Annotated in this window: 18 protein-coding genes; 7 read left to right on the top strand and 11 right to left on the bottom strand. The window is 65.7% G+C overall.

The window, feature by feature from the left end; genetic code table 11:
• Positions 1-15: 15 nt before the first annotated feature.
• Positions 16-582 carry a peptide deformylase gene (def, locus tag ACTIMF_RS05440; protein WP_442349255.1) on the bottom strand — a complete coding sequence of 189 codons (567 nt, stop codon included), beginning with the start codon at positions 580-582 and terminating at the stop codon, positions 16-18.
• Positions 583-679: 97 nt separating this feature from the next.
• Between def and ACTIMF_RS05435 the strand changes: the two genes are divergently transcribed.
• The gene (locus tag ACTIMF_RS05435) at positions 680-2,602 is read left to right on the top strand and encodes an SDR family oxidoreductase (RefSeq protein WP_442349254.1); all 1,923 of its coding nucleotides are present in this window, start codon (positions 680-682) and stop codon (positions 2,600-2,602) included.
• A 280-nt stretch (positions 2,603-2,882) separates the two neighbouring features.
• Here the strand turns inward: ACTIMF_RS05435 and ACTIMF_RS05430 are convergent, their stop codons facing one another.
• Together ACTIMF_RS05430 and ACTIMF_RS05425 are read right to left on the bottom strand one after the other, a co-directional pair.
• Positions 2,883-4,433 carry a DNA polymerase Y family protein gene (locus ACTIMF_RS05430; RefSeq protein WP_442349253.1) on the bottom strand — a complete coding sequence of 517 codons (1,551 nt, stop codon included), beginning with the start codon at positions 4,431-4,433 and terminating at the stop codon, positions 2,883-2,885.
• Between the two features lie 35 nt (positions 4,434-4,468).
• Positions 4,469-5,149: a hypothetical protein gene (locus ACTIMF_RS05425; RefSeq protein WP_442349252.1), complete on the bottom strand. Its 681-nt coding sequence runs from the start codon at positions 5,147-5,149 to the stop codon at positions 4,469-4,471.
• 193 nt (positions 5,150-5,342) lie between these two features.
• Here ACTIMF_RS05425 and ACTIMF_RS05420 point away from each other — a divergent pair, with 193 nt between their 5' ends.
• Positions 5,343-5,831 carry a hypothetical protein gene (locus tag ACTIMF_RS05420; RefSeq protein ID WP_442349251.1) on the top strand — a complete coding sequence of 163 codons (489 nt, stop codon included), beginning with the start codon at positions 5,343-5,345 and terminating at the stop codon, positions 5,829-5,831.
• Here ACTIMF_RS05420 and ACTIMF_RS05415 read toward each other — a convergent pair.
• Positions 5,818-6,723 (bottom strand): sam dependent methyltransferase, encoded by a 906-nt coding sequence (locus ACTIMF_RS05415; protein ID WP_442349250.1) that lies wholly within the window; start codon positions 6,721-6,723, stop codon positions 5,818-5,820. The genes ACTIMF_RS05420 and ACTIMF_RS05415 overlap by 14 nt on opposite strands.
• Positions 6,724-6,793: 70 nt before the next feature.
• Between ACTIMF_RS05415 and ACTIMF_RS05410 the strand changes: the two genes are divergently transcribed.
• From ACTIMF_RS05410 to ACTIMF_RS05400, 3 genes are all read left to right on the top strand, one after another.
• A complete protein-coding gene (locus ACTIMF_RS05410) occupies positions 6,794-8,050 on the top strand; it encodes a protein kinase domain-containing protein (RefSeq protein WP_442349249.1) in 1,257 nt (418 codons plus the stop codon).
• A 91-nt stretch (positions 8,051-8,141) separates the two neighbouring features.
• Complete coding sequence (locus ACTIMF_RS05405) at positions 8,142-8,834, top strand: response regulator transcription factor (RefSeq protein WP_442349248.1); 693 nt, start codon at positions 8,142-8,144, stop codon at positions 8,832-8,834.
• On the top strand, positions 8,827-9,930 hold the full coding sequence (locus ACTIMF_RS05400) for a sensor histidine kinase (protein WP_442349247.1): 1,104 nt from the start codon (positions 8,827-8,829) through the stop codon (positions 9,928-9,930). The genes ACTIMF_RS05405 and ACTIMF_RS05400 overlap by 8 nt, the downstream gene beginning before the upstream one ends.
• 26 nt (positions 9,931-9,956) lie before the next feature.
• Here the strand turns inward: ACTIMF_RS05400 and ACTIMF_RS05395 are convergent, their stop codons facing one another.
• The 7 genes from ACTIMF_RS05395 to ACTIMF_RS05365 all read right to left on the bottom strand — a co-directional run bounded on the left by ACTIMF_RS05395 (position 9,957) and on the right by ACTIMF_RS05365 (position 16,526).
• Positions 9,957-11,081 carry a UDP-N-acetylglucosamine--N-acetylmuramyl-(pentapeptide) pyrophosphoryl-undecaprenol N-acetylglucosamine transferase gene (locus ACTIMF_RS05395; protein WP_442349246.1) on the bottom strand — a complete coding sequence of 375 codons (1,125 nt, stop codon included), beginning with the start codon at positions 11,079-11,081 and terminating at the stop codon, positions 9,957-9,959.
• Positions 11,078-11,662, bottom strand: a complete 585-nt coding sequence (locus tag ACTIMF_RS05390; protein WP_442349245.1) for a hypothetical protein — start codon at positions 11,660-11,662, stop codon at positions 11,078-11,080. The genes ACTIMF_RS05395 and ACTIMF_RS05390 overlap by 4 nt, the downstream gene beginning before the upstream one ends.
• A gap of 58 nt (positions 11,663-11,720) precedes the next feature.
• Positions 11,721-12,329 carry a D-Ala-D-Ala dipeptidase VanX gene (vanX, locus tag ACTIMF_RS05385; RefSeq protein WP_442349244.1) on the bottom strand — a complete coding sequence of 203 codons (609 nt, stop codon included), beginning with the start codon at positions 12,327-12,329 and terminating at the stop codon, positions 11,721-11,723.
• Complete coding sequence (vanA, locus tag ACTIMF_RS05380) at positions 12,326-13,366, bottom strand: D-alanine--(R)-lactate ligase (RefSeq protein WP_442349243.1); 1,041 nt, start codon at positions 13,364-13,366, stop codon at positions 12,326-12,328. Before vanA ends, vanX begins: the two co-directional genes overlap by 4 nt.
• Positions 13,363-14,274, bottom strand: a complete 912-nt coding sequence (locus ACTIMF_RS05375) for an NAD(P)-dependent oxidoreductase (protein ID WP_442349242.1) — start codon at positions 14,272-14,274, stop codon at positions 13,363-13,365. Before ACTIMF_RS05375 ends, vanA begins: the two co-directional genes overlap by 4 nt.
• A 318-nt stretch (positions 14,275-14,592) precedes the next feature.
• Entirely contained in the window at positions 14,593-15,252 is a 660-nt protein-coding gene (locus tag ACTIMF_RS05370; protein WP_442349241.1) for a response regulator, read from the bottom strand.
• Positions 15,249-16,526: a PspC domain-containing protein gene (locus ACTIMF_RS05365; protein ID WP_442349240.1), complete on the bottom strand. Its 1,278-nt coding sequence runs from the start codon at positions 16,524-16,526 to the stop codon at positions 15,249-15,251. The genes ACTIMF_RS05370 and ACTIMF_RS05365 overlap by 4 nt, the downstream gene beginning before the upstream one ends.
• A 99-nt stretch (positions 16,527-16,625) precedes the next feature.
• Here ACTIMF_RS05365 and ACTIMF_RS05360 point away from each other — a divergent pair, with 99 nt between their 5' ends.
• On the top strand, positions 16,626-17,876 hold the full coding sequence (locus ACTIMF_RS05360) for a PspC domain-containing protein (protein WP_442349239.1): 1,251 nt from the start codon (positions 16,626-16,628) through the stop codon (positions 17,874-17,876).
• The gene (locus tag ACTIMF_RS05355) at positions 17,873-18,079 is read left to right on the top strand and encodes a hypothetical protein (RefSeq protein ID WP_442349238.1); all 207 of its coding nucleotides are present in this window, start codon (positions 17,873-17,875) and stop codon (positions 18,077-18,079) included. Before ACTIMF_RS05360 ends, ACTIMF_RS05355 begins: the two co-directional genes overlap by 4 nt.
• Positions 18,080-18,405 lie beyond the last annotated feature (326 nt).

Here is an 18,405-nt window from a genome sequence, read left to right as displayed (position 1 = left end):
CCTCGCGCGGCGTATCTACTCCGCAGGCCACCCCGCCGGGTACTCGGCGGCCGTCTCCTCGAACCGTCGATACAGCTGCTTGCGTTTACGCGAAGACAACCGGTCGCCGAAGACCATCCCGTTCAGGTGGTCGGTCTCGTGCTGCAGGCATCGCCCGAAGGTGCCGCCGCCGGTCAAGGTGATCGGGTCGCCGTACTGGTCCCATCCGCGGCACGTCGCGACATCGGGCCGGTCCACGTCGACGAACGCGCCGGGCAGCGACAAGCACCCTTCGTCGTACGAGACCAGGCGTCGCTCGTCGCCCTCCGGCAACTCGCATTCGGGATTGCAGACGACACCCGTGCGACGACGCCCGGTCTCGTCGGTGCAGTCGTAGATGAAGGCGGCGAGGTCGACGCCGATCTGCTGTGCCGCGAGGCCTGCACCCGACGCGGCACGGTTGGTCGCGAACATGTCGGCCAGAAGTTGTTGGAGGTCGTCGCCGAAGTCGGTCACCGGTCGGGCCCGCCGATGAAGGACGGGGTCGCCCCAGCGGACGATCGTGCGGGCAGTTCCGAGACGGAGCAGTTCAGCGACGGGCATGGCTTCACGCTTCACCGCCGACGGTCGGCCGTCAAGGCTCGCCTCGCCCGACTCCTCCCTTCGACCACACTCGATACAAATGTGAGAACCTGTTTCAGTGACCGGATACCTCGTTACAGGCGCAAGCGGCTTCATCGGCCGTCGCGTCTTGCAGCGCCTGCTCGACGCAGACGCCAACGCTCGCATCACCGCTGTGGTGCGGGCCAGATCCGTGCCGTCCTTCGCAGCCCTGCTCGAAACGATCCCCGGCGGCGACCGCGTGGTCACGGTGCCGGGCGATCTCACGGTCGACGGACTCGGTATCCGTGACCTCAGCGGTCTCGGCGACGTCGACCACGTCATCCACCTCGCCGCGATCTACGACATGGCGGCCGAAGCCGCACCACAGCAGGCCGCGAACGTCGAGGGCACCCGCCGGGTCGCGGCGCTCGCAGTCGATCTCGACGCCATGCTGCACCACATCTCGTCGATCGCGGTGGCAGGCGATTACGACGGCGTCTTCACCGAAGCGGACTTCGACAAGGGGCAGGGCTTCCCAACCCCGTATCACCGAACCAAGTTCGAAGCCGAGAGGGTCGTTCGCGACACCCACGATCTGCGGTGGCGCGTCTACCGCCCGACGGCGGTCGTCGGCGACTCACGGACCGGCGAGATGGACAAGATCGACGGCCCGTACTACTTCTTCGGGCAACTCGCATCGCTTGGCAAACTGCCGTCGTTCATGAAGGTGCCGATGCCCGATCTCGGGCGTATCGAACTGGCGCCGGTCGATTACGTCGCAGACGCGATCGTCGCACTCGTCGACCACCGGCCCACTGACTCCGGTCTGGTGTTCCATCTGGCCGATCCGACGCCGCACACCATCACCGACATGGTGAACGCGTTGGCTCCGGCCTTCGACGCCCCGCAGGGGTTCGACGCGGTACCGAACGCACTGGTCCGGCCGTTCCTCGCCGCCGGAGGCCGGGCCCCGCTGCGCGCCGCTCGCGACCTGCTGGTCACGCAGATGGGTATCCCGCCGGTGATGGCTGATCTCGTATCGCTGCCCGTCGACTTTCGCAGCGATGAGTCCGTCTCGATACTGCGTGGCTTCGGCGTGGAAGTGCCCGATCTGAACGACTACGGCCCGCGCCTGTGGCGCTACTGGTACGACCATCTCGACCCGGCTCGATACCGTCGCGCCGATGTGCGGGGCCCGTTGGTCGGCAAGAACATCTTGATCACCGGATCATCGGCGGGCATCGGTCGTGCGACGGCCCGCATGTGCGTCATGCGCGGCGCGAACGTTTTCCTGGTGGCCCGCGATTCGGACCGACTCGCCGAAGCGGTTGCCGAACTAGAGGCCGAGACGCCGGAAGACGGCTTCCCCTTGGGTCGCGCCTACGCGTATCAGGCCGACATCACCGATGAGGCGGCGGTGCAGACGGTCGTCAAGTCGATCATCGCCGAACACTCCTACGTCGATGTGCTGGTCAACAATGCCGGCCGCTCGATCCGTCGGTCGACGTTGAACTCGGTGAACCGCTCGCACGATTACCAGCGGACGATGGCCGTCAACTATTTCGGGGCGGTCTACATGACGCTCGCGCTACTGCCGCACATGGTCGCGCGCCAGGCGGGCCATGTGGTGAACGTGTCGTCGATCGCGGTGCAGAGTCGCGGTCCGCGATTCGGCGCCTACAGCGCGTCGAAGGCCGCACTCGAAGCATTCAGTGCGGCAACGGCGGCGGAGACACTGTCGGACCACGTCACGTTCAGCACCGTCCGGCTCCCGCTGACACGGACGCGGATGATCGCTCCGACCGATGCCTACGAGTCCCAGCACGGCGTCTGGAGTGTCGACAAAGCGGCGACCCGCGTCCTTCACGCCATCGTCGACCGACCGAAGCGGGCCAACACATTCCTCGGCGATCTCGTCGACGCAGGCCACAGCCTCCTCCCCCGCCTGACCACCCGAATCATGCACCAGGAGTTCCTCGTGGTCGGCGAATCGAGTGCCGCCCTGGGGCAGAAGGACTAGCGCCGCCCCCACCCACGCCGGTCGAGCGAAGTCGAGACCGCCACGCCGGTCGAGCGAAGTCGAGGCCCCTTCACGCCGGTCGAGCGAAGTCGAGGCCCCTTCACGCCGGTCGAGCGAAGTCGAGACCGCCACGCCGGTCGAGCGAAGTCGAGGCCGCAACGTGCACAAACAATCTCGACTCCGCTCGATCAGCGGAGTCGGCAGGATCTCGACTCCGCTCGATCAGCAGGCAGAGGGCTCGATCAGCAGGCAGAGGGCTCGATCAGCACAAGATGGGGACCTACTCGTACACACCCTCCACCATCCAAGCGTCTTCCCGGTAGCAGAGCAGCAGGGCACGCGAATCCTCCAGCAGCACTTGGGCTCTCGCGGATACGGCCGGGGGCTGAGGAGACGAACCGAACGGCCACGGCCCGGCCCACCACCGCAGACGATGGAGACTCCGCCCGATCCGCACATCGGTGGGTTCGGCGGTGAACGCTCCGCGCGGGGTCACCGCGACCAGTCGCCCCTGCGCGTCGAGGACTTCGGCGTCAGTGTGCGACAACAGCGCGGGAGACGGACGAGCCAACCGGTCGGGCCACGCCGCATCCGGGTCGCGCGGGGCGACGAGTTCGTCGCCGAGCGCCACCAGAGCGACCTGCTCGGCAGGCCCGCGACCACCACTGTGCACAGGGACGCGCACCGCTTCCCCACCGAGCAGACCTTGCACGCGAATCAACGCGCGCCGCGCACGATCGCCGAGTCCGTCGCCGACAGCCGCGGGCAGTCCGGCCCCGACGAACGTGTACTGAAGGGTGCCGGGGTCCACTACTTCGACGGGTTCGAGGAGCAGACGGGCGATCGGCGAGTCGGGCGCACCTGCCCCGCCAGCGGTTCCGGTCAGCCAGCCTTCCAACTGCCATCGCACCCGGGCGGCCGTCGCCTCCGGGGTGAGCGGCTCCGCGCATCGCCAGGTCCGCGAATGCCGCTGCCCGCGTTCGGTGATCGCATGCACGGTCAGTCGGGTGCACGCCAGCGACGCCGCCGTCAGACGGTGGTGCAGGTCGTCGGCGAGGCGTCGCCCGAGGAACGCGGCGGCGTCGATCCGATCGATCGGCGGATCGCAGGTGTGCTCCACTTCGAGCGCGACCGGGATCGGCGCACGGCTGGGACGTCGTCCGGGCAGCCCGGCCGCCAGCCGGTGCGCGCCGATCGCGTCGGCGGTGAATCGGGAGGCGACGTCGGCGGCAGCCAACTCGGCGAACGACCCGAGCGTCCGAATACCCAACCGCCACAGCAGATCCACGAGGTCGGCGCGCTCGGGCACCGAGAGTACCGCTTCGACGGTCAGGTCGGAGATCGGCCGGGTCGCCAGATAGGCGGCGTCGGTCCCGGGCGGCACGATCTGCCCAGACCGTGCGGCAAGCACCGCGGTGAACAGTTCGTCTGCGGTCCCGACCGATGCGGTGACTCCAGTCGCGGCGACCGCATCGACGATCTGTTCGGCGAGTGCGTCCTCGCCCCCGAAGTAGCGCGAGGCACGGTCGGCGGTCACCACCAGCAGGCCAGGCCGCAGCACTTCAGTCAGCGGAACCACCTCGGTCACCGCCGTCACCACCGGGTCGAACAGCCGCCCGTCACGTGCCGGGTCGGCGTCGGCCACCGTCAGATCCGGACACAGCGACTGCGCCTGCCGCTTCCGCATACCGCGTCGAACGCCGACCGCTCGCGCCGCTCGCGAGCACGCCTGCACCTTGCCCGCGTCCAGGACCGCGATCGAGTCGACCGCGGAGAGCCCGACCGCCGTCGCCGCCGCAACCGCAGGCCAGTCGGGGCACCACACCGCCATGACACGGCGCGACTGGGGCCCACGCTCACCCCCACTCAATTCGCTACCGCCAGCTTCGGACGAGCAGGCGCCTGAACCTGGACGTCGACAGCCACCAACTGCAGGACGTCCTGCTTCTCCCCCATACCGGGCGTCACGAGGTCGAATCGTCCGGTTGACGGTCGCGCGCCGGATGCGGACACCTGCACGTCTACTCCGAACCCACCGATCCGCCCGTACCCGCTGCGTCGTGCGGGAACATGCCGGTAGTCGGTCACCTCACTGGAGATGCGGACAGCGGCACCCGGCCAGTCGCCCAGGACCAGCAGCGTCGACGACTGCTTGCGAGCCCGTCCCGCCAGCACCCTCGCGCGAGACGGCGCCACCGGACCACGCATGCGTCCATGCCCGAGTTCCGGTCCGAGCACCACGAGGTCGATCCCGTCGAGGAGCACGCCGGCCACTTCGAGCGGATCGACGCCCGGCTCGGTCACCACGGCGACCCGGCTCAGATCGGCCCCCATGTCTTTAGCTGCGGCCAGGTTCAGCCGCGGGAGTCCGACGAGGGCGACCGTCGCTCCGGCTCGGGTCGTCTCGGCGATGATCGCCATCGGAACTGTGGTGGCGCCGGCAGAGGCGACCACCGTCCCCCGAGAGAGCCCGCCACGCGGAAACAACGGCGTCATCGACTCGGGAACAGGGAGCACCGACGTCTCCGAGACCGCGTCTCCCGACATGCCTGCGAGCCGTCGTCGAAGCTCGTCTACTTCCCCCGAAATATCCCGTTGACCTGCTTTGACGATCCCTGACCGAGCCATCGTTTCCCCAATCCTCGGCATTCGAACTCTTGTTCGATATTCTAGGTCTCGCCTCTGACAATCGTCAACGCCGCAGCCCACGGGCCGGATCACTCCACTACAGTCGGCACTCATGCAGCCGTCCCGCCTGTTTCCGTTCGCGACGATCGTCGCCGCCGCGACCGCGATCGCCCTCACCACGCTCCCCTGGATGAACCTGAAGTCGGCAGGCCTGGACCTGTCGTGGAACGGATTGGGCATCGGCGCCTCCGAGATCGCCGACCTCGACGTCAGCCCCGAGGGCCGCGGGTGGCTGGTCGTGGCGGCCTGCGTCGTCGCGATACTCGCGGCCCTGATCTCGCTGATGCCGGCACCGTCGGCTGCCCCGTTGTCGCGACTGGCGAACGTCATCGCCGCCGTCGCCACCACCATCGGAGCACTCGTCCCGCTAGCGGTGATGATCTGGCCGAGCTGGTTCTACGGAGACCTGGAGACCAAGCTCGGCGCACCGAACCTCGCCGAGTTCGCCGCTCCCAGCAAGATGATCCTCATCCCCCTCACACTGGTCATGCTGTTAACGGCCGCGCTCTGCGCCTACTCGTCCCGCCTCAGAACAGAGTGAGTTCTACGTCTTCGGGCGATTCGATCGGCGCCGCAGCAGCGACGGGTTCGTGCTCGGGAGGCCGGAGTAGGCCGTGCTCCTGCACGAGCGGCCTCATCCGTTCACGGAGCCTGACGGCGTAGTCGGCGGGCACGAATGATCCGCGCCCGTACAGCGACCGGTAGCGACGCAGCAGCGCCGGGTGCTCCTCGGCGATCCACTCGAGGTAACCGTCGTCGGACAGTTGCAGCACCGACACCGATACGCGATCGGCGCCTGCGTCCGCGAGCGCGCCGAGCAAATCGTCCAACTGCGACGTGGCATCGGTCAGCAACGGCAGCAGCGGCGCGATCTGTACGTGCGGCGCGAGACCCGCGTCGGCGAGCTTTCGGACGGTCTCGATCCGCTTCGCAGGCGACGACCCTTGAGGATCCGCCCGCCGACACAGGTCGACGTCCATGGCGGGCACCGTGACGATCACGGTGGTCGGGACCGCGTGGCGCACCACGCGCAGCAGCGACAGATCGCGCAGGACGAGTTCGGATCCCGTATGCAGCGCGAACGGCGTCTGCGACTCGGCGAGCGCGGAGATGACGCCGGGCATCAACCGATACCGGTCTTCGAAGAACCCGTACGGGTCGGTGCCGGACGCGCCGATCGCGACCGTCGACTGACGCCAGGACCGTCGTCGCACCTCTTTCCGGAGGACGGCGGCCGCGTTCAGCATCACCTGCACGTCGTCGCCGTCGCACACCATCGGATCCACCGAGAACTCGTACGGATGCCGCCGATCGCCGGTCACCGATCGCAGCATGGTCGGCGCCAGCATCTCGTGCACCGTGAGTCGTGGAGCCTCGGGGATCCGCAGGGTCCGCACGAGATCGTCCGCGACCAGCCCCGGCAACCCACTCATGGCGAGTATCCGAACACATGTGCGATAGCTGCGTCAAGGGCGTGCCCTATGCATGGCTTACACTCGCGATATGACCGGATCGGCCGCGCCTGCACCCTCGTATCTCGTCGCAGGCCGCTATCGCCTGGTCCGCCAGATCGGGCGTGGCGGCATGGGAGCCGTCTGGCTCGCTCGCGACACCCTGCTCGACCGTGACGTCGCCGTCAAGCAGGTCCTTTCGACGGCGGGCATGTCCGAGGAGGAGTCTCTCACCAACCGTCAGCGCGCGATGCGCGAGGGCCGGCTCGCCGCCCGATTGTCGCACCGCAATGCGATCGGGATGCACGACGTCGCACTCGACGGCGAGGACCCGTGGCTGGTGATGGAGTACCTGCCGTCGCACAGCGTGGCCGACGTGCTGCGCGACAACAACACGATCGCGCCGATCGAGGCCGCTCAGATCGCGGCGCAGGTGGCCGACGCGATTGCCGAGGCGCACGCGTCGGGCATCATCCACCGGGACATCAAGCCGGCGAACATCTTGATCGCCAACACCGGCCGCAGCGTGGGACTGGTGAAGATCACCGATTTCGGCATCTCGCGCGCCAAGGACGACGTCTCGCTGACTCAGACCGGCATCGTCACCGGCACACCTGCGTATTTCGCGCCGGAGGTGGCGCGCGGCGACGAGCCGGGCGAGGCCTCGGACGTCTACTCGCTGGGCGCCACGCTGTACACGATGGTGGAGGGCCGTCCTCCGTACGGCGACGCCGACAATTACATCGCGACGCTGCACCGTGCCGCGAGCGCGCAGATCGATCCGCCGAGGCGCGCTGGCGCGCTGGAACCGGTCATGTTGCAGTTGCTCGAGCCGGCCCCTGCCGCCCGACCAACCATGTCGGAGGCTCGTGATCTACTCGTCCAGTACGCGGCCGGAACGCTCGGCACCACAGAGAAGGTGCTGACCGGTCTCATCTCGACCAAGCCGCAGCGGGCGGTGCCCGCTCGCGAGACGATCATCCCGTCGAACCCCGGACAGTCGACGCCCGGTTACGCGCCGACTATGAGCCGGACGCCTCCCCCGAACACGCATCCGCCGACGCGTGTGGCTCCGACGACGAGCGGCTACGCCCCGCGCGCCACCCCGGAGCCGATGCCGTATCCGTCCAACCCATCGAACCCTTCGATGGGTTATGCACCCGCGCAGCAGCAGGGCTACGACCCGTACTCCGGTTACTACCAGCAGCCTCCCCAACAGAGCAGCAATCTCGGCCTCGCCGTCGCGATCTTCGCGCTGCTGGTTCTGTTGACGGTGATAATTGCCGTCATCATCGTGCTGACGGTGTAGGTCGTTCGCGTTTGCCAGACCGCACGATTTCAACCGCGGACTGCAGTTTTCAATACATCGCCGATATACGTGGGCTCGTAGCATGCAGATCATGCGTGTATTAGTTGTCGAGGACGAGCTCTACATGGCCGAGGCTATCCGCGATGGACTGAGGCTGGAAGCCATCGCAGCCGATATCGCCGGCAACGGCGACACTGCTCTGGAGTTGTTAGACGTTAACGCATACGACATCGCTGTTCTCGATCGTGATATCCCCGGCCCTTCCGGCGACGCAGTTGCTCGACGTATCGTCGCGTCGGGCAGTGGCATGCCGATCCTCATGCTGACCGCAGCCGACCGACTAGACGACAAGGCGTCCGGATTCGAGCTCGGCGCGGACGATTACCTCACGAAACCGTTCGATCTCAAAGAACTCGTTCTCAGGCTGCGCGCGCTCGACCGAAGGCGCGTCCACAGTCGGCCGCCGGTGCGGGAGATCGCCGGCTTGCGGTTAGATCCGTTCCGCCGAGAGGTCTACCGAGGAGGGCAGTATGTGGCGCTCACTCGGAAACAGTTCGCGGTGCTAGAGGTCCTCGTTGCTGCCGAAGGCGGGGTGATCAGCGCCGAGGAGTTGCTGGAGCGGGCGTGGGACGAGAACGCTGACCCGTTCACGAACGCAGTGCGCATAACCGTCTCGGCGTTGAGGCGGAGGCTGGGCGAACCGTGGGTTATCGCCACTGTGCCGGGCGTCGGATACCGTATCGACACCGCCGCAGACGTCAGCGACGGAGACGGCGGTGGCTAGGGCGCCGGGACTGAGCGTTCGCCTCAAGCTCACCCTCAGTTATGCGAGCTTCCTCGTGCTCGCAGGCGTACTACTCCTCGCAGCGGTCTGGGTGTTCCTCCTGCGAGGACGCTCTACGGCGTTCCAGTTCCCCACCCTTGCCGACTTCGGTCGGGTATTCGACCCCAGCAATTTCGGCCCAGTGGTGTTCGTCCCCGCAGCAATTATGCTGCTCGGATTCTTGCTGGTGTTCGGCCTTGTGGGCGGTTGGATTCTTGCAGGACGGATGCTTGCACCATTGACCCGGATCTCGAACGCCGCACGAAAGGCCCAGGACGGGGCGCTGTCATTCCGAATCGGGATGGAGGGACGTAAGGACGAGTTCCGCGACCTCGCTGATGCGTTCGACGCCATGCTCGCTCAACTCGAAATCCGGGACGCCGAGCAACAGAGGTTCGCGGCCAACGCCTCCCACGAACTGCGCACCCCGCTCGCGATCACGCAAACGCTTCTCGACGTCGCGCTGAACGATCCCGATCGCGAGGACAGTCAGCTCGATCAACGCCTTCGTATGGTCAACACTCGAGCGATCGAACTCACCGAGGCGCTCCTCTTGCTCAGTCGTGTTGACCAGAGGGCTTTTGAGCGTCGCCAGGTCGATCTGGCCCTTATCGCCGACGAAGCCATCGAGACGTTGCTTCCGCTCGCAGAGAAGCATGGCGTCGCCATAGAGACAGACTTGAATCCGACACCGTGTCACGGGTCCCATACGCTGCTGCTGCAATTGGCGACGAACCTTCTACACAACGCGATCGTCCACAACATGCGCAACGACGGCCGTGTCCGCATTGGCACCGCCACTGACTCTGTCACCGCACAGCTCACGTTCGAGAACACCGGCATCGAGCTCGACCCCAGCGTGATCTCCACGCTCGTCGAGCCGTTCCAGCGCGGCACTGAGCGCGTCGGCGGCGACCATGTGGGTGCCGGTCTCGGGCTGGCGATCGCTAACCGGATCGCCCAAGCCCACGATGGAGACCTCTCCCTCAGGCCGCGTTCCGATGGCGGACTGTGCAGCACAGTACGACTACCTGCCACCGCCCGATCAGACTCCTAACCACAAGGTCACAGCACCCGCAAGTGCTAGCTACAGGGCCTTCGACGTCTCTCTCGCGTGATTGTGGCGAGCACGTGCCGGGCCAGGGCCGCGTCGGCATCGGGTGCGCCCGCCGCCGATGCCCGCGCTGACATCGCGGCGATCTGCTCGGGGTCAGTGAGCACCGGGATGAGATCGGTCTCAATCCACGCCGGGTCAAACTCACTGTTATCGACGAGCAGTGCCCCGCCACCAGCAACGATCGGCTCAGCATTCAACGCTTGTTCACCTCCGCGCTGGGGCAGCGGGACGTACGTGGCGGGCATTCCGACAGCGGATAGCTCCGCGCACGTCATCGCTCCGGAGCGGCAGACGGTGAAGTCTGCCGCGGCATAGGCGTACCGCATCTCATCGACGTAGTCGACTACGACATAAGGGGGATCAGACGGCTGTCCGGCGGGAACCTGGACGATGCGGCGAGACCCGGTGATGTGGAGGACCTGTATGTCGGCCGCTCGTAATGCTGCGGCCGCACCGGAGACCGCGGCGTTGATCGTCCCCGCACCTTGGGAACCGCCGGTGACCAGCAGGACGACCCCATCGTCTCGCAGCCCGAACCGACGCCGGGCCGCACTGCGCAGTGCGCGTCGGTCGAGTCCGGTGATCGAGGGCCGCATCGGAATGCCGAGCGGGATGGCGTGTGGCAGGCGGACACCTCCGGTGGCGGTGAAGACATGCGTTGTCATGCGGGCTGCAACCCGGTTGGCCAGCCCAGGCCGGGCGTTCGCCTCATGGACGACGATCGGTAATCGGCGTCGCCGGGCGGCCGCATACGCGGGCAGTGCGACATACCCGCCGAAACCTACGACGATCTCCGCACGCGACCGATCGAGTACTGCGCCGGCGACTCGAATCGAGTCGAGAAGTCTGCTCGGGGTCCGAAATAGGTCTGTGTCGATTTTGCGCGACAACGGTACCGGCGGGATCAGTTCGAGTGGGTAGCCACGGGCGGGAATGAGCGTGGTGTCTAGTCCGCGGACCGTGCCTAGAGCTGTGATCTCAGTCGTGGGATCCAACCTCCGCAGCGCGTCGGCGAGGTTCATCGCAGGCTCGATATGGCCCGCCGAGTGACCGCCGGCGACGACCACGCGGGGTGCGGGTTCGCCGATCACGAGACGCCCCGGATGATGATGCCCCGGTCTGCGTGAAAGCGCTCGAATTCGTGGACGGGTAGCGATGCGGACTCTGAGTTGTGGGAGTACCCCGAAGGGTTGTGGAACCGCACCGTGCCATCGTCGACCGCATATACCAGCACGAGGTGGCCGCCACGCTGCGGCTTCGGGGTGTCGGGGTCACGAATCTCAGGAGACACCGACGCGATCATCACCTGCCCTGGCTCGAGGCTTCGCCCTGATACGTGGATCGACGTATGCTCGACCAACTCGCAGTCGAATCCGAACTCGGAACTGACCCAGGACATGAATGGCCGGTATATGAGCCCGTGAACTATTCCGGACGAATCCACCGTGTAGCAGCCCCAGTCGTATGCTTCCGCGAGAAGGTCTCCCATCGTCCTGCGTACGTTTGTCCAACCGTGGAGCAGCGACTGTAGACACGCCAACCCGCAGACTTTCCGGGACCAGAAGAGGTACTCATCGCTTGAGTGGTATCCGTCCGCGGCCCAATCATGCCGTAGCGATGGATCAGGACCACCCAGGAAGACTTCCAGTTTGAGCGGGTCGGTACGGCGCATGACGACCGAGTCGTTGTTTCTCAGGTTCCCCCATTGTGAAACACAATGAAGACCCCGGTCAGATGATGGGAAAGTCGAAGTGTACATCGGGATACGGCTCGTCTCTTAACGTGTAGTGCCACCATTCGAAGTCGTATGGGGCGAAACCGGAATCGTCCATGATGGAACTGAGGTATTCACGGTTGCGGGCCTCTGTTCGTGTGATGCCTCGAGCATGAAGGTGCGAAATGGGGTCCATCAGATCGTGACCGCCGCCCATCTGGGCTAGTTCGTCGGTGGCAAGGTGATAGAGGGTCAAGTCGACCGAACAGCCCCGGCTGTGGCCGGATTTCTCGGCAACGTACCCGTGTTCGACCATCTCGGCCCGGTCGATGTTGGGGTAATGACGCCGTTTTGTTCGACCGTCCTCGGGCAGTTCCGACCAGCGCAGGAAACAGTCGACGGCGCGTTGAGGTCGATACCCGTCCCAGAGAAGCAAGCCGAATCCGGATGCGGCCGCCTTGTCACGTGCTTTCTCCAGAGCCGCGCACAGCGCCCGGGTGCCTACTATGCGGTTCGTAAGGTATCCGTCAACGGGTTTTCCGGTGAAGTTATCCCAGGTCGCATACTTTGCGTCCCACCGGACGGCGGGAACGACGGAGTCGACGTACACGAAGTCCTCGTTCATCGCTTCTTCCCATACATTGTCATTGCGATGAGTCGGTCGATCACATCGCTCAGCGACAGCCCTGAAGCGGCCATCATCCGTGGGTAGCGGCTGTAGGAAGTCATTCCAGGCATCGTGTTGACCTCATTGAGGACCACCTGGCCGTCGTCAGTGAGGAACATGTCGACGCGTGCGATCCCTTTGCAGCCGAGCGCACCATAGATGGTCTTTGCCGTCGCCTGAACGAGGTCCCGTGATGCCTCGGATATGTCGGCCGGAACGATGAAGGTCGCGTTCTCTGACCCCTCCTCGGGCGCGTCCTCCTGGTGAATTCGAAAGAATCCGTGTGACATGTCGACCCGGTCCACTTCTCCGATAGTCAGGCCGAGCCCCTCTCCAAGGACTGCGCAGCCGACCTCGCTACCAGCCACCGCCTCCTCGATCAAGATCTTCGAATCGTACTGTCGCGCTTCGCTCAACGCGTTCGGCAGCTCATCTTCTTCGGTGACCTTGCTGACGCCGAACGACGATCCCGACCGGGCCGGCTTCACGAATACCGGATAACGAAGACGCCCTGGATCGATCTCCTCGCCGTCGGTGATGGTCAGGAACTCTGGAGTGGAGATTCCGGATCTCTTGGCGACGGTATAGGCGAGGGACTTGTCCATACACACTGCTGATCCCTGGACATCGCAGCCGACATATGGGATGCCAGAGAGCTCCAACAGTCCTTGGATCGCGCCGTCTTCGCCATGCTTTCCGTGCAACATGGGCATGACCACGTCGAGATGGACTGTTTCATAGCCTTCGCCATACTGGACCAGGAGACCGTGCGTGCCTGGGTCGGGCGACAATACCGCGGCGCGGGTGTTCTCCTTGTCCCAACCATGGGCAGGAGCGGCACACAACTTCCATTCTCCGCCGGTAGTGATGCCGACCCAGAACGCTTCGTACTTGTCGGTGTCTAGGTTCTTTGCGACCTCTACCGCCGATTTGATGGAGATAGGATGCTCTTCGGAAGCGCCTCCGAAAATTATGGCGACTCGTAATCTGTTCATGCTGTTTTCCCGCTTTCAAAGTTCAGACAGTTGGTGATGCTGTTTTCTACGGTGTCCTTCAACGCGTGATCTGTGTAATAGGCGGAATGCGGAGTGATCAACACATTCGGCAGGCGCTGTAGGTGTGCCAGCAACTGGTGCTTGAGTACTGTGCTGCTGGAGTCTGAGTAGAAGACCCCTTCCTCACCTTCGAGGACATCAAGTGCTGCGCCGGCTAACCGGCCGTCTTCTAGCGCGGCGATCAGAGCTTCGGTATCGAGAAGCGCGCCTCGACCTGTGTTGACTACGTAGGATCCCGGTTTCATTCGCTCGATACGATCGCGATCGAGCAGATGATGAGTGCCGGTGGTGAGCGGGGTGTGGAGCGTGACTATGTCACTCTGATCTATCAGTTCGTCGAGAGCTGTAACTGAAGATGCAGACCGCTCATCATGGGTCAAGATGCGGCAGCCGAATCCGCGTAATCGGTCGATCACTGCGGTCCCGATCCTGCCGGTCCCGATCACGCCGACTGTTAAGTCCCGCAGTTCCTTTCCCCTGCTCCCACTCAGACGGTAATCGTGTGAGTCCGTACGGCGGATAGTGGACTTCATGTGGCGCACGGCCATCAGCATCAACATCAAGGTGTAGTCGGCCACGCCATTTGGCGAGTACGCGACATTGCCGACCGAGATACCGATGCGGCTCGCGTACTCGACGTCGATGTGGTCGTAGCCAACGCTCCTAGTGGAGATGTACTCCACACCGACTCCGCTGAGTGCATGCAGCGTGGCGTCGGTGATCTGATTCTTATGACTCACGCTTATGCAGCGGCTACCGCGAGCAAGTTCGGCGGTCGTTTCATCAACGGTCGCAGCAGTGACGCTCGGCGAGACCCCTAGGCGATCTCCCACCGCCCGGAACAACATCGCTTCGTCGACGTCGCACCCGAAGGCCGTGATCTCCGTAGACGGAGCACTACAACTCGACCTGGCCGTCGGCCGATCGTGGACTCTCGCGGCGCCTGGCCGCGAGTTGGAACTCAGTTCGGTTGAAACCATGTGGTCTAGTCAAGACACCGCGGCGTTGCCAGGACGTATGCATTTCTCGATACACCGACGATATGTTTCCCGAGCGTGACGCTGTCCTCGACATTTCACGTGTCGAGGCTTCTACGGTTGCGGATTCCGGGCCCGCACTATCGGCACGGATCGTCCCGGACATCGGCCGTGACCGGGTCCGGGACCTCACCCCAACTGCCGGTTAACCGCCCACCGGGTCAACGCGTTCCGATTCGACTGCTGGGTCTTGCGCAGCACGTTCGACGCGTGCGTCTCCACGGTCTTCACCGAGATGAACAGTTCCTCGGCGATCTCGCGATAGGTGTAGCCGCGCGCCAGCAGTCGGAGCACTTCGAGTTCGCGTTTGGTAAGCGAGTCGAGCTCGGGGTCCAGATGCGGCTCGGGCACCGCGGATTTTCCGGTGAACGAGTCGAGGACGAATCCGGCCAGTCGGGGGCTGAAGACGGCGTCGCCCTCGGCGACGCGTCGTACGGCATCGGCAAGTTCGCTGCCGTCAATCGTCTTGGTGACGTACCCACGTGCGCCTGCGCGGATGGTGGCGATGACGTCGGTGGCCGCGTCCGACACCGACAGTGCCAGGAACACCGGCGCTTCGGAGCCAAGGGCGTCGGTGACCCCGCGCAGCACTGCGACGCCTCCCCCGCCGGGCATGTGGACGTCGAGCAGGACGACGTCGGGACGGGTCTGCGTGATCTGTGCGATCGCCTCGGCGACGGTCCCCGCGTCGCCGACAACGTCCAACCCGTCCACGCCGGCGAGTTCGGCGCGCACCCCGGAGCGGAACACTCCGTGGTCGTCGACGAGGAATAGACGGTAGGCACTCATGCGATCTCCTGATCGGTCTCGGGTCGGGACTTGTCGGCATGGGACTTGTCTGGGCGGGACTTGTCGGGATCGGCGGCGATCTCCGGGGTCCGCGGCAGCGTGAGGGCGACGTTGGTACCCCGTCCGGGCGTCGACGTGACGCGGGCCGTCCCGCCCGCGCGTTCCATCCGACCGCGGATCGACCGGCTGATGCCCTGCCGATCGGGGTCGACGGTGTCGACGTCGAAGCCGACGCCGCGATCGCGCACGAATACTTCCACTTCGCCGTCAGCCACTTCGCAGTACACGTCGATCTTGTCGGCGCCGGAGTGCTTGGCCGCGTTGACGAGTGCTTCGCGTGCCGCAGCGACCAGTGCGCCCCACGCCCGAGCCCGGGCGGGATCGCGCAGTTCGTCGACGGTCACGTCGCCGACGGTCACCGTCTCGACCTCGGGGCCGTACGTGTCTTCCACCTCGACGGCGACGGCGCTGATCGCGGCGGCGAGCGACTCGTTGGGACGAGCCTTGTCGCTGAACAGCCACTGCCGCAGTTCGCGTTCCTGACTGCGGGCCAGACGTGCGACGGTGTCCGGGCGATCGGCCTGCTTCTGGATGAGGGCAAGCGTCTGCAGGACCGAGTCGTGCAGATGCGAGGCGATCTCCTCGCGCTCGTCGTTGCGGATGCGGGCGGCGCGTTCTTCGTTGAGGGCCCGCCACATCTTCATCCAGACGGGCACGGTGAGCAGCACGCTGCCGACCACTGTCACCAGGACGGCCAACAGGATCGGATTCATGCCGGCGAGCGGCGTGTCGGGCGAGACCACCACGAGCACGAGGCCGCCGATCACGAACAGCGCACCGAACACCACCCGCACCCAGGTGATGAGGCGCGACTGCGACGACGAGATCCCCGTGACGTCGGCCTCGCGCCACACCAGTGACGCGCCGCCGAGGACGAACAGAATGGCGAGCATCGACTGCGCGGGCGCGCTGGTCGCCACCATTCCGTTGGCGGCCAACGCGATGACGCCGATGACGATGAGGCCGTACGCCTGTCGTCGTTCGCGGGGTTCGGCGGCGACCGTGTCGTCGCTCGAGGGGCAGAAGAACCAGAGAAGCGCATACGCGAGGACGCCCGCGCCCGCGAGTGCGGCGAGGACGACGAAGACCACGCGGACCCGGAATACGTCGACGCCGAGGTGATCGGCGACCCCGCCGCACACCCCGGCGACCACCTTGCCGCCGCTGCGACGTTGCAGCCGTGGCCCGGTCCCCATGTGCATCTTCGATTTCATTAGTTCGATAGTGGCACGACGAGGTGGGTCCGCACATCAGGGAACATCTCAGGGTTTAGCCCGATTCACTCCGCGGCGTCGAGCGACAAGATGAATGGCATGAACGCTGCGACTGTCCAAGACATGTGGAACACCAGGCCGGTGCGCCGTCGACACGGCAACACCATCGCCGGCGTGTGTGTCGGCATCGGCGACCGCTACCGCGTCGATCCGACGCTGGTGAAGGTCGCGTTCGTCGTCGCCGCACTGTTCGGCGGCAGCGGCATCATCGCCTACATCGCCGCTGCGGTCGCGTTTCCCGCCGAGGACGAGCGGAATCCGCACCAGGCTCCCCGCGGTGGCCCGCCGTGGATGCGGCATCGCACACCCGGCGGCAATATCCGCTGGATCCCCCTGGCGATCCTCGCGGTCATCGCGATATCGATCATCGGCGCACAGAACTTCTGGGGGTCGAGCGGTCTGCTCGGCGGGCTGCTGTTGGCTGCCGGGTGGTGGCTGCTGTATCAGCGCACGCCGCAGGCGCCGGCCGGAACGTCGGCCGCTCAGTTGGTGGAACCCCATGTCGCGGCGCCGGTTCCCGAGTTCGGCGGAGTGTCGATGACCAAGACGACTGCCCCCGCGGGCGGAGCTCCCGCGGCCGACGACGCTCCGACAGCTCCGCTCGATCACCCGGTCGACGAGCCGCCGAGCTGGGATCCGTTGGGAACTGCGAGGTTCGCGTGGGACCTCCCCGAGCCGACTCCTCCCCCGCAGCCTCCCGCCCCGCGCGTTCCGCGTTCGCCGGTGACGCCGACCTTCCTCGGTCTGGCGGTCATCACGGCGGCTGCCGGCACTGCCGGGAACTTGGCCGGGATCGACTGGTTCACGCCTGGCCGGATCGCGTCGCTCGTGCTCGCGGTGCTCGGCGTCGGGCTGATCGTCTCGTCGTTCGTCCGGCGACGCGGCGGCTCCGGACTCGTCCCGCTCGCCGTGATCGCCGCGGTGGTCACGGTACTGTCGACCGGGCTCGCCGGAGCAGGCAACATCTTCCCGCAGGGCGGTGTCGGTGACCGGACGTGGAATCCGCCCACCGCGGGCGACCTGCACGACGAGTACGGATTGACGGTCGGTTCGTCGACCCTCGATCTGCGTGACATCGGCGACCTGGATCGGGATCGGACGGTCGAGGTCCGCCAAGGTGTCGGCGAGATCAAGATCTACCTGCCCAACGACCTCCGAGTGAGGATGAACTGCAGCGCGGGCGTGGGCGAAGTGAACTGCGCCGACGGCGTCGTCAACCCCGACGCGAAGACCCCGACCCTGACGATCGACGCGCACACCGCGCTCGGCAATGTGGAGACGATCAAATGACCGAGCAGCAGATCACCGAGGCCCCCGAAGGCCGTCGTAACCCTTTCCTCGCAGTCCTCGGCGTCCTGGCCCTGGTGGTCGCCGCCTGGGGCCTCGCCGGCGGTCCCAACATCACCGACTCCGGGGCGGTTCCCTGGACCATTCTGGTGATCGGCCTGGTCGTAGGCGTCGGCCTGGTGGCGAGCGGTATTCGGCGGCGTTAGGCCCCTGCCGGTCGAGCGGAGTCGAGACCCGCCTCCTCCGCCGGTCAAGCCCCCTTTGTCGCAGGTCGAGCGGAGTCGAGACCCCCGCCTCCTCCGCCGGCCGAGCCCCATTTGTTGTTGGTCGAGCGGAGTCGAGACCTCTCCCCACAAACGATCTCGACTCCGTTCGATCAACGTGGGGGGGCAACTCGATCAGCGCCTAACTGCACCAAACGACGAAGCTCATTCCCCGCCGGTCGAGCGAAGTCGAGACCCACGCTTCCGCCGCCGGTCGAGCGAAGTCGAGACCTCACGCTTCCCCCGCCGGTCGAGCGAAGTCGAGACTT

Origin of the sequence: Gordonia sp. (in: high G+C Gram-positive bacteria) (genome assembly GCF_052106715.1) — a bacterium.
Classification (GTDB): domain Bacteria; phylum Actinomycetota; class Actinomycetes; order Mycobacteriales; family Mycobacteriaceae; genus Gordonia.
The sequence above is the reverse complement of the archived record's forward strand: the minus strand, read 5'-3'. Positions and strand labels throughout refer to the sequence as shown.

Excerpts from the sequence above, each read along its gene's own strand:
- ACTIMF_RS05370 (WP_442349241.1), bottom strand. The coding sequence starts at position 15,252 with ATGAGTGCCTACCGTCTATTCCTCGTCGACGACCACGGAGTGTTCCGC.
- ACTIMF_RS05425 (WP_442349252.1), bottom strand. The coding sequence starts at position 5,149 with ATGTCGGGAGACGCGGTCTCGGAGACGTCGGTGCTCCCTGTTCCCGAG.
- vanA (WP_442349243.1), bottom strand. The coding sequence starts at position 13,366 with ATGAACAGATTACGAGTCGCCATAATTTTCGGAGGCGCTTCCGAAGAG.
- ACTIMF_RS05390 (WP_442349245.1), bottom strand. The coding sequence starts at position 11,662 with ATGCGCCGTACCGACCCGCTCAAACTGGAAGTCTTCCTGGGTGGTCCT.
- ACTIMF_RS05360 (WP_442349239.1), top strand. The coding sequence starts at position 16,626 with ATGAACGCTGCGACTGTCCAAGACATGTGGAACACCAGGCCGGTGCGC.
- ACTIMF_RS05355 (WP_442349238.1), top strand. The coding sequence starts at position 17,873 with ATGACCGAGCAGCAGATCACCGAGGCCCCCGAAGGCCGTCGTAACCCT.
- ACTIMF_RS05415 (WP_442349250.1), bottom strand. The coding sequence starts at position 6,723 with ATGAGTGGGTTGCCGGGGCTGGTCGCGGACGATCTCGTGCGGACCCTG.
- ACTIMF_RS05375 (WP_442349242.1), bottom strand. The coding sequence starts at position 14,274 with ATGTTGTTCCGGGCGGTGGGAGATCGCCTAGGGGTCTCGCCGAGCGTC.
- vanX (WP_442349244.1), bottom strand. The coding sequence starts at position 12,329 with ATGAACGAGGACTTCGTGTACGTCGACTCCGTCGTTCCCGCCGTCCGG.
- ACTIMF_RS05430 (WP_442349253.1), bottom strand. The coding sequence starts at position 4,433 with ATGGCGGTGTGGTGCCCCGACTGGCCTGCGGTTGCGGCGGCGACGGCG.
- ACTIMF_RS05405 (WP_442349248.1), top strand. The coding sequence starts at position 8,142 with ATGCGTGTATTAGTTGTCGAGGACGAGCTCTACATGGCCGAGGCTATC.
- def (WP_442349255.1), bottom strand. The coding sequence starts at position 582 with ATGCCCGTCGCTGAACTGCTCCGTCTCGGAACTGCCCGCACGATCGTC.
- ACTIMF_RS05365 (WP_442349240.1), bottom strand. The coding sequence starts at position 16,526 with ATGAAATCGAAGATGCACATGGGGACCGGGCCACGGCTGCAACGTCGC.
- ACTIMF_RS05420 (WP_442349251.1), top strand. The coding sequence starts at position 5,343 with ATGCAGCCGTCCCGCCTGTTTCCGTTCGCGACGATCGTCGCCGCCGCG.
- ACTIMF_RS05410 (WP_442349249.1), top strand. The coding sequence starts at position 6,794 with ATGACCGGATCGGCCGCGCCTGCACCCTCGTATCTCGTCGCAGGCCGC.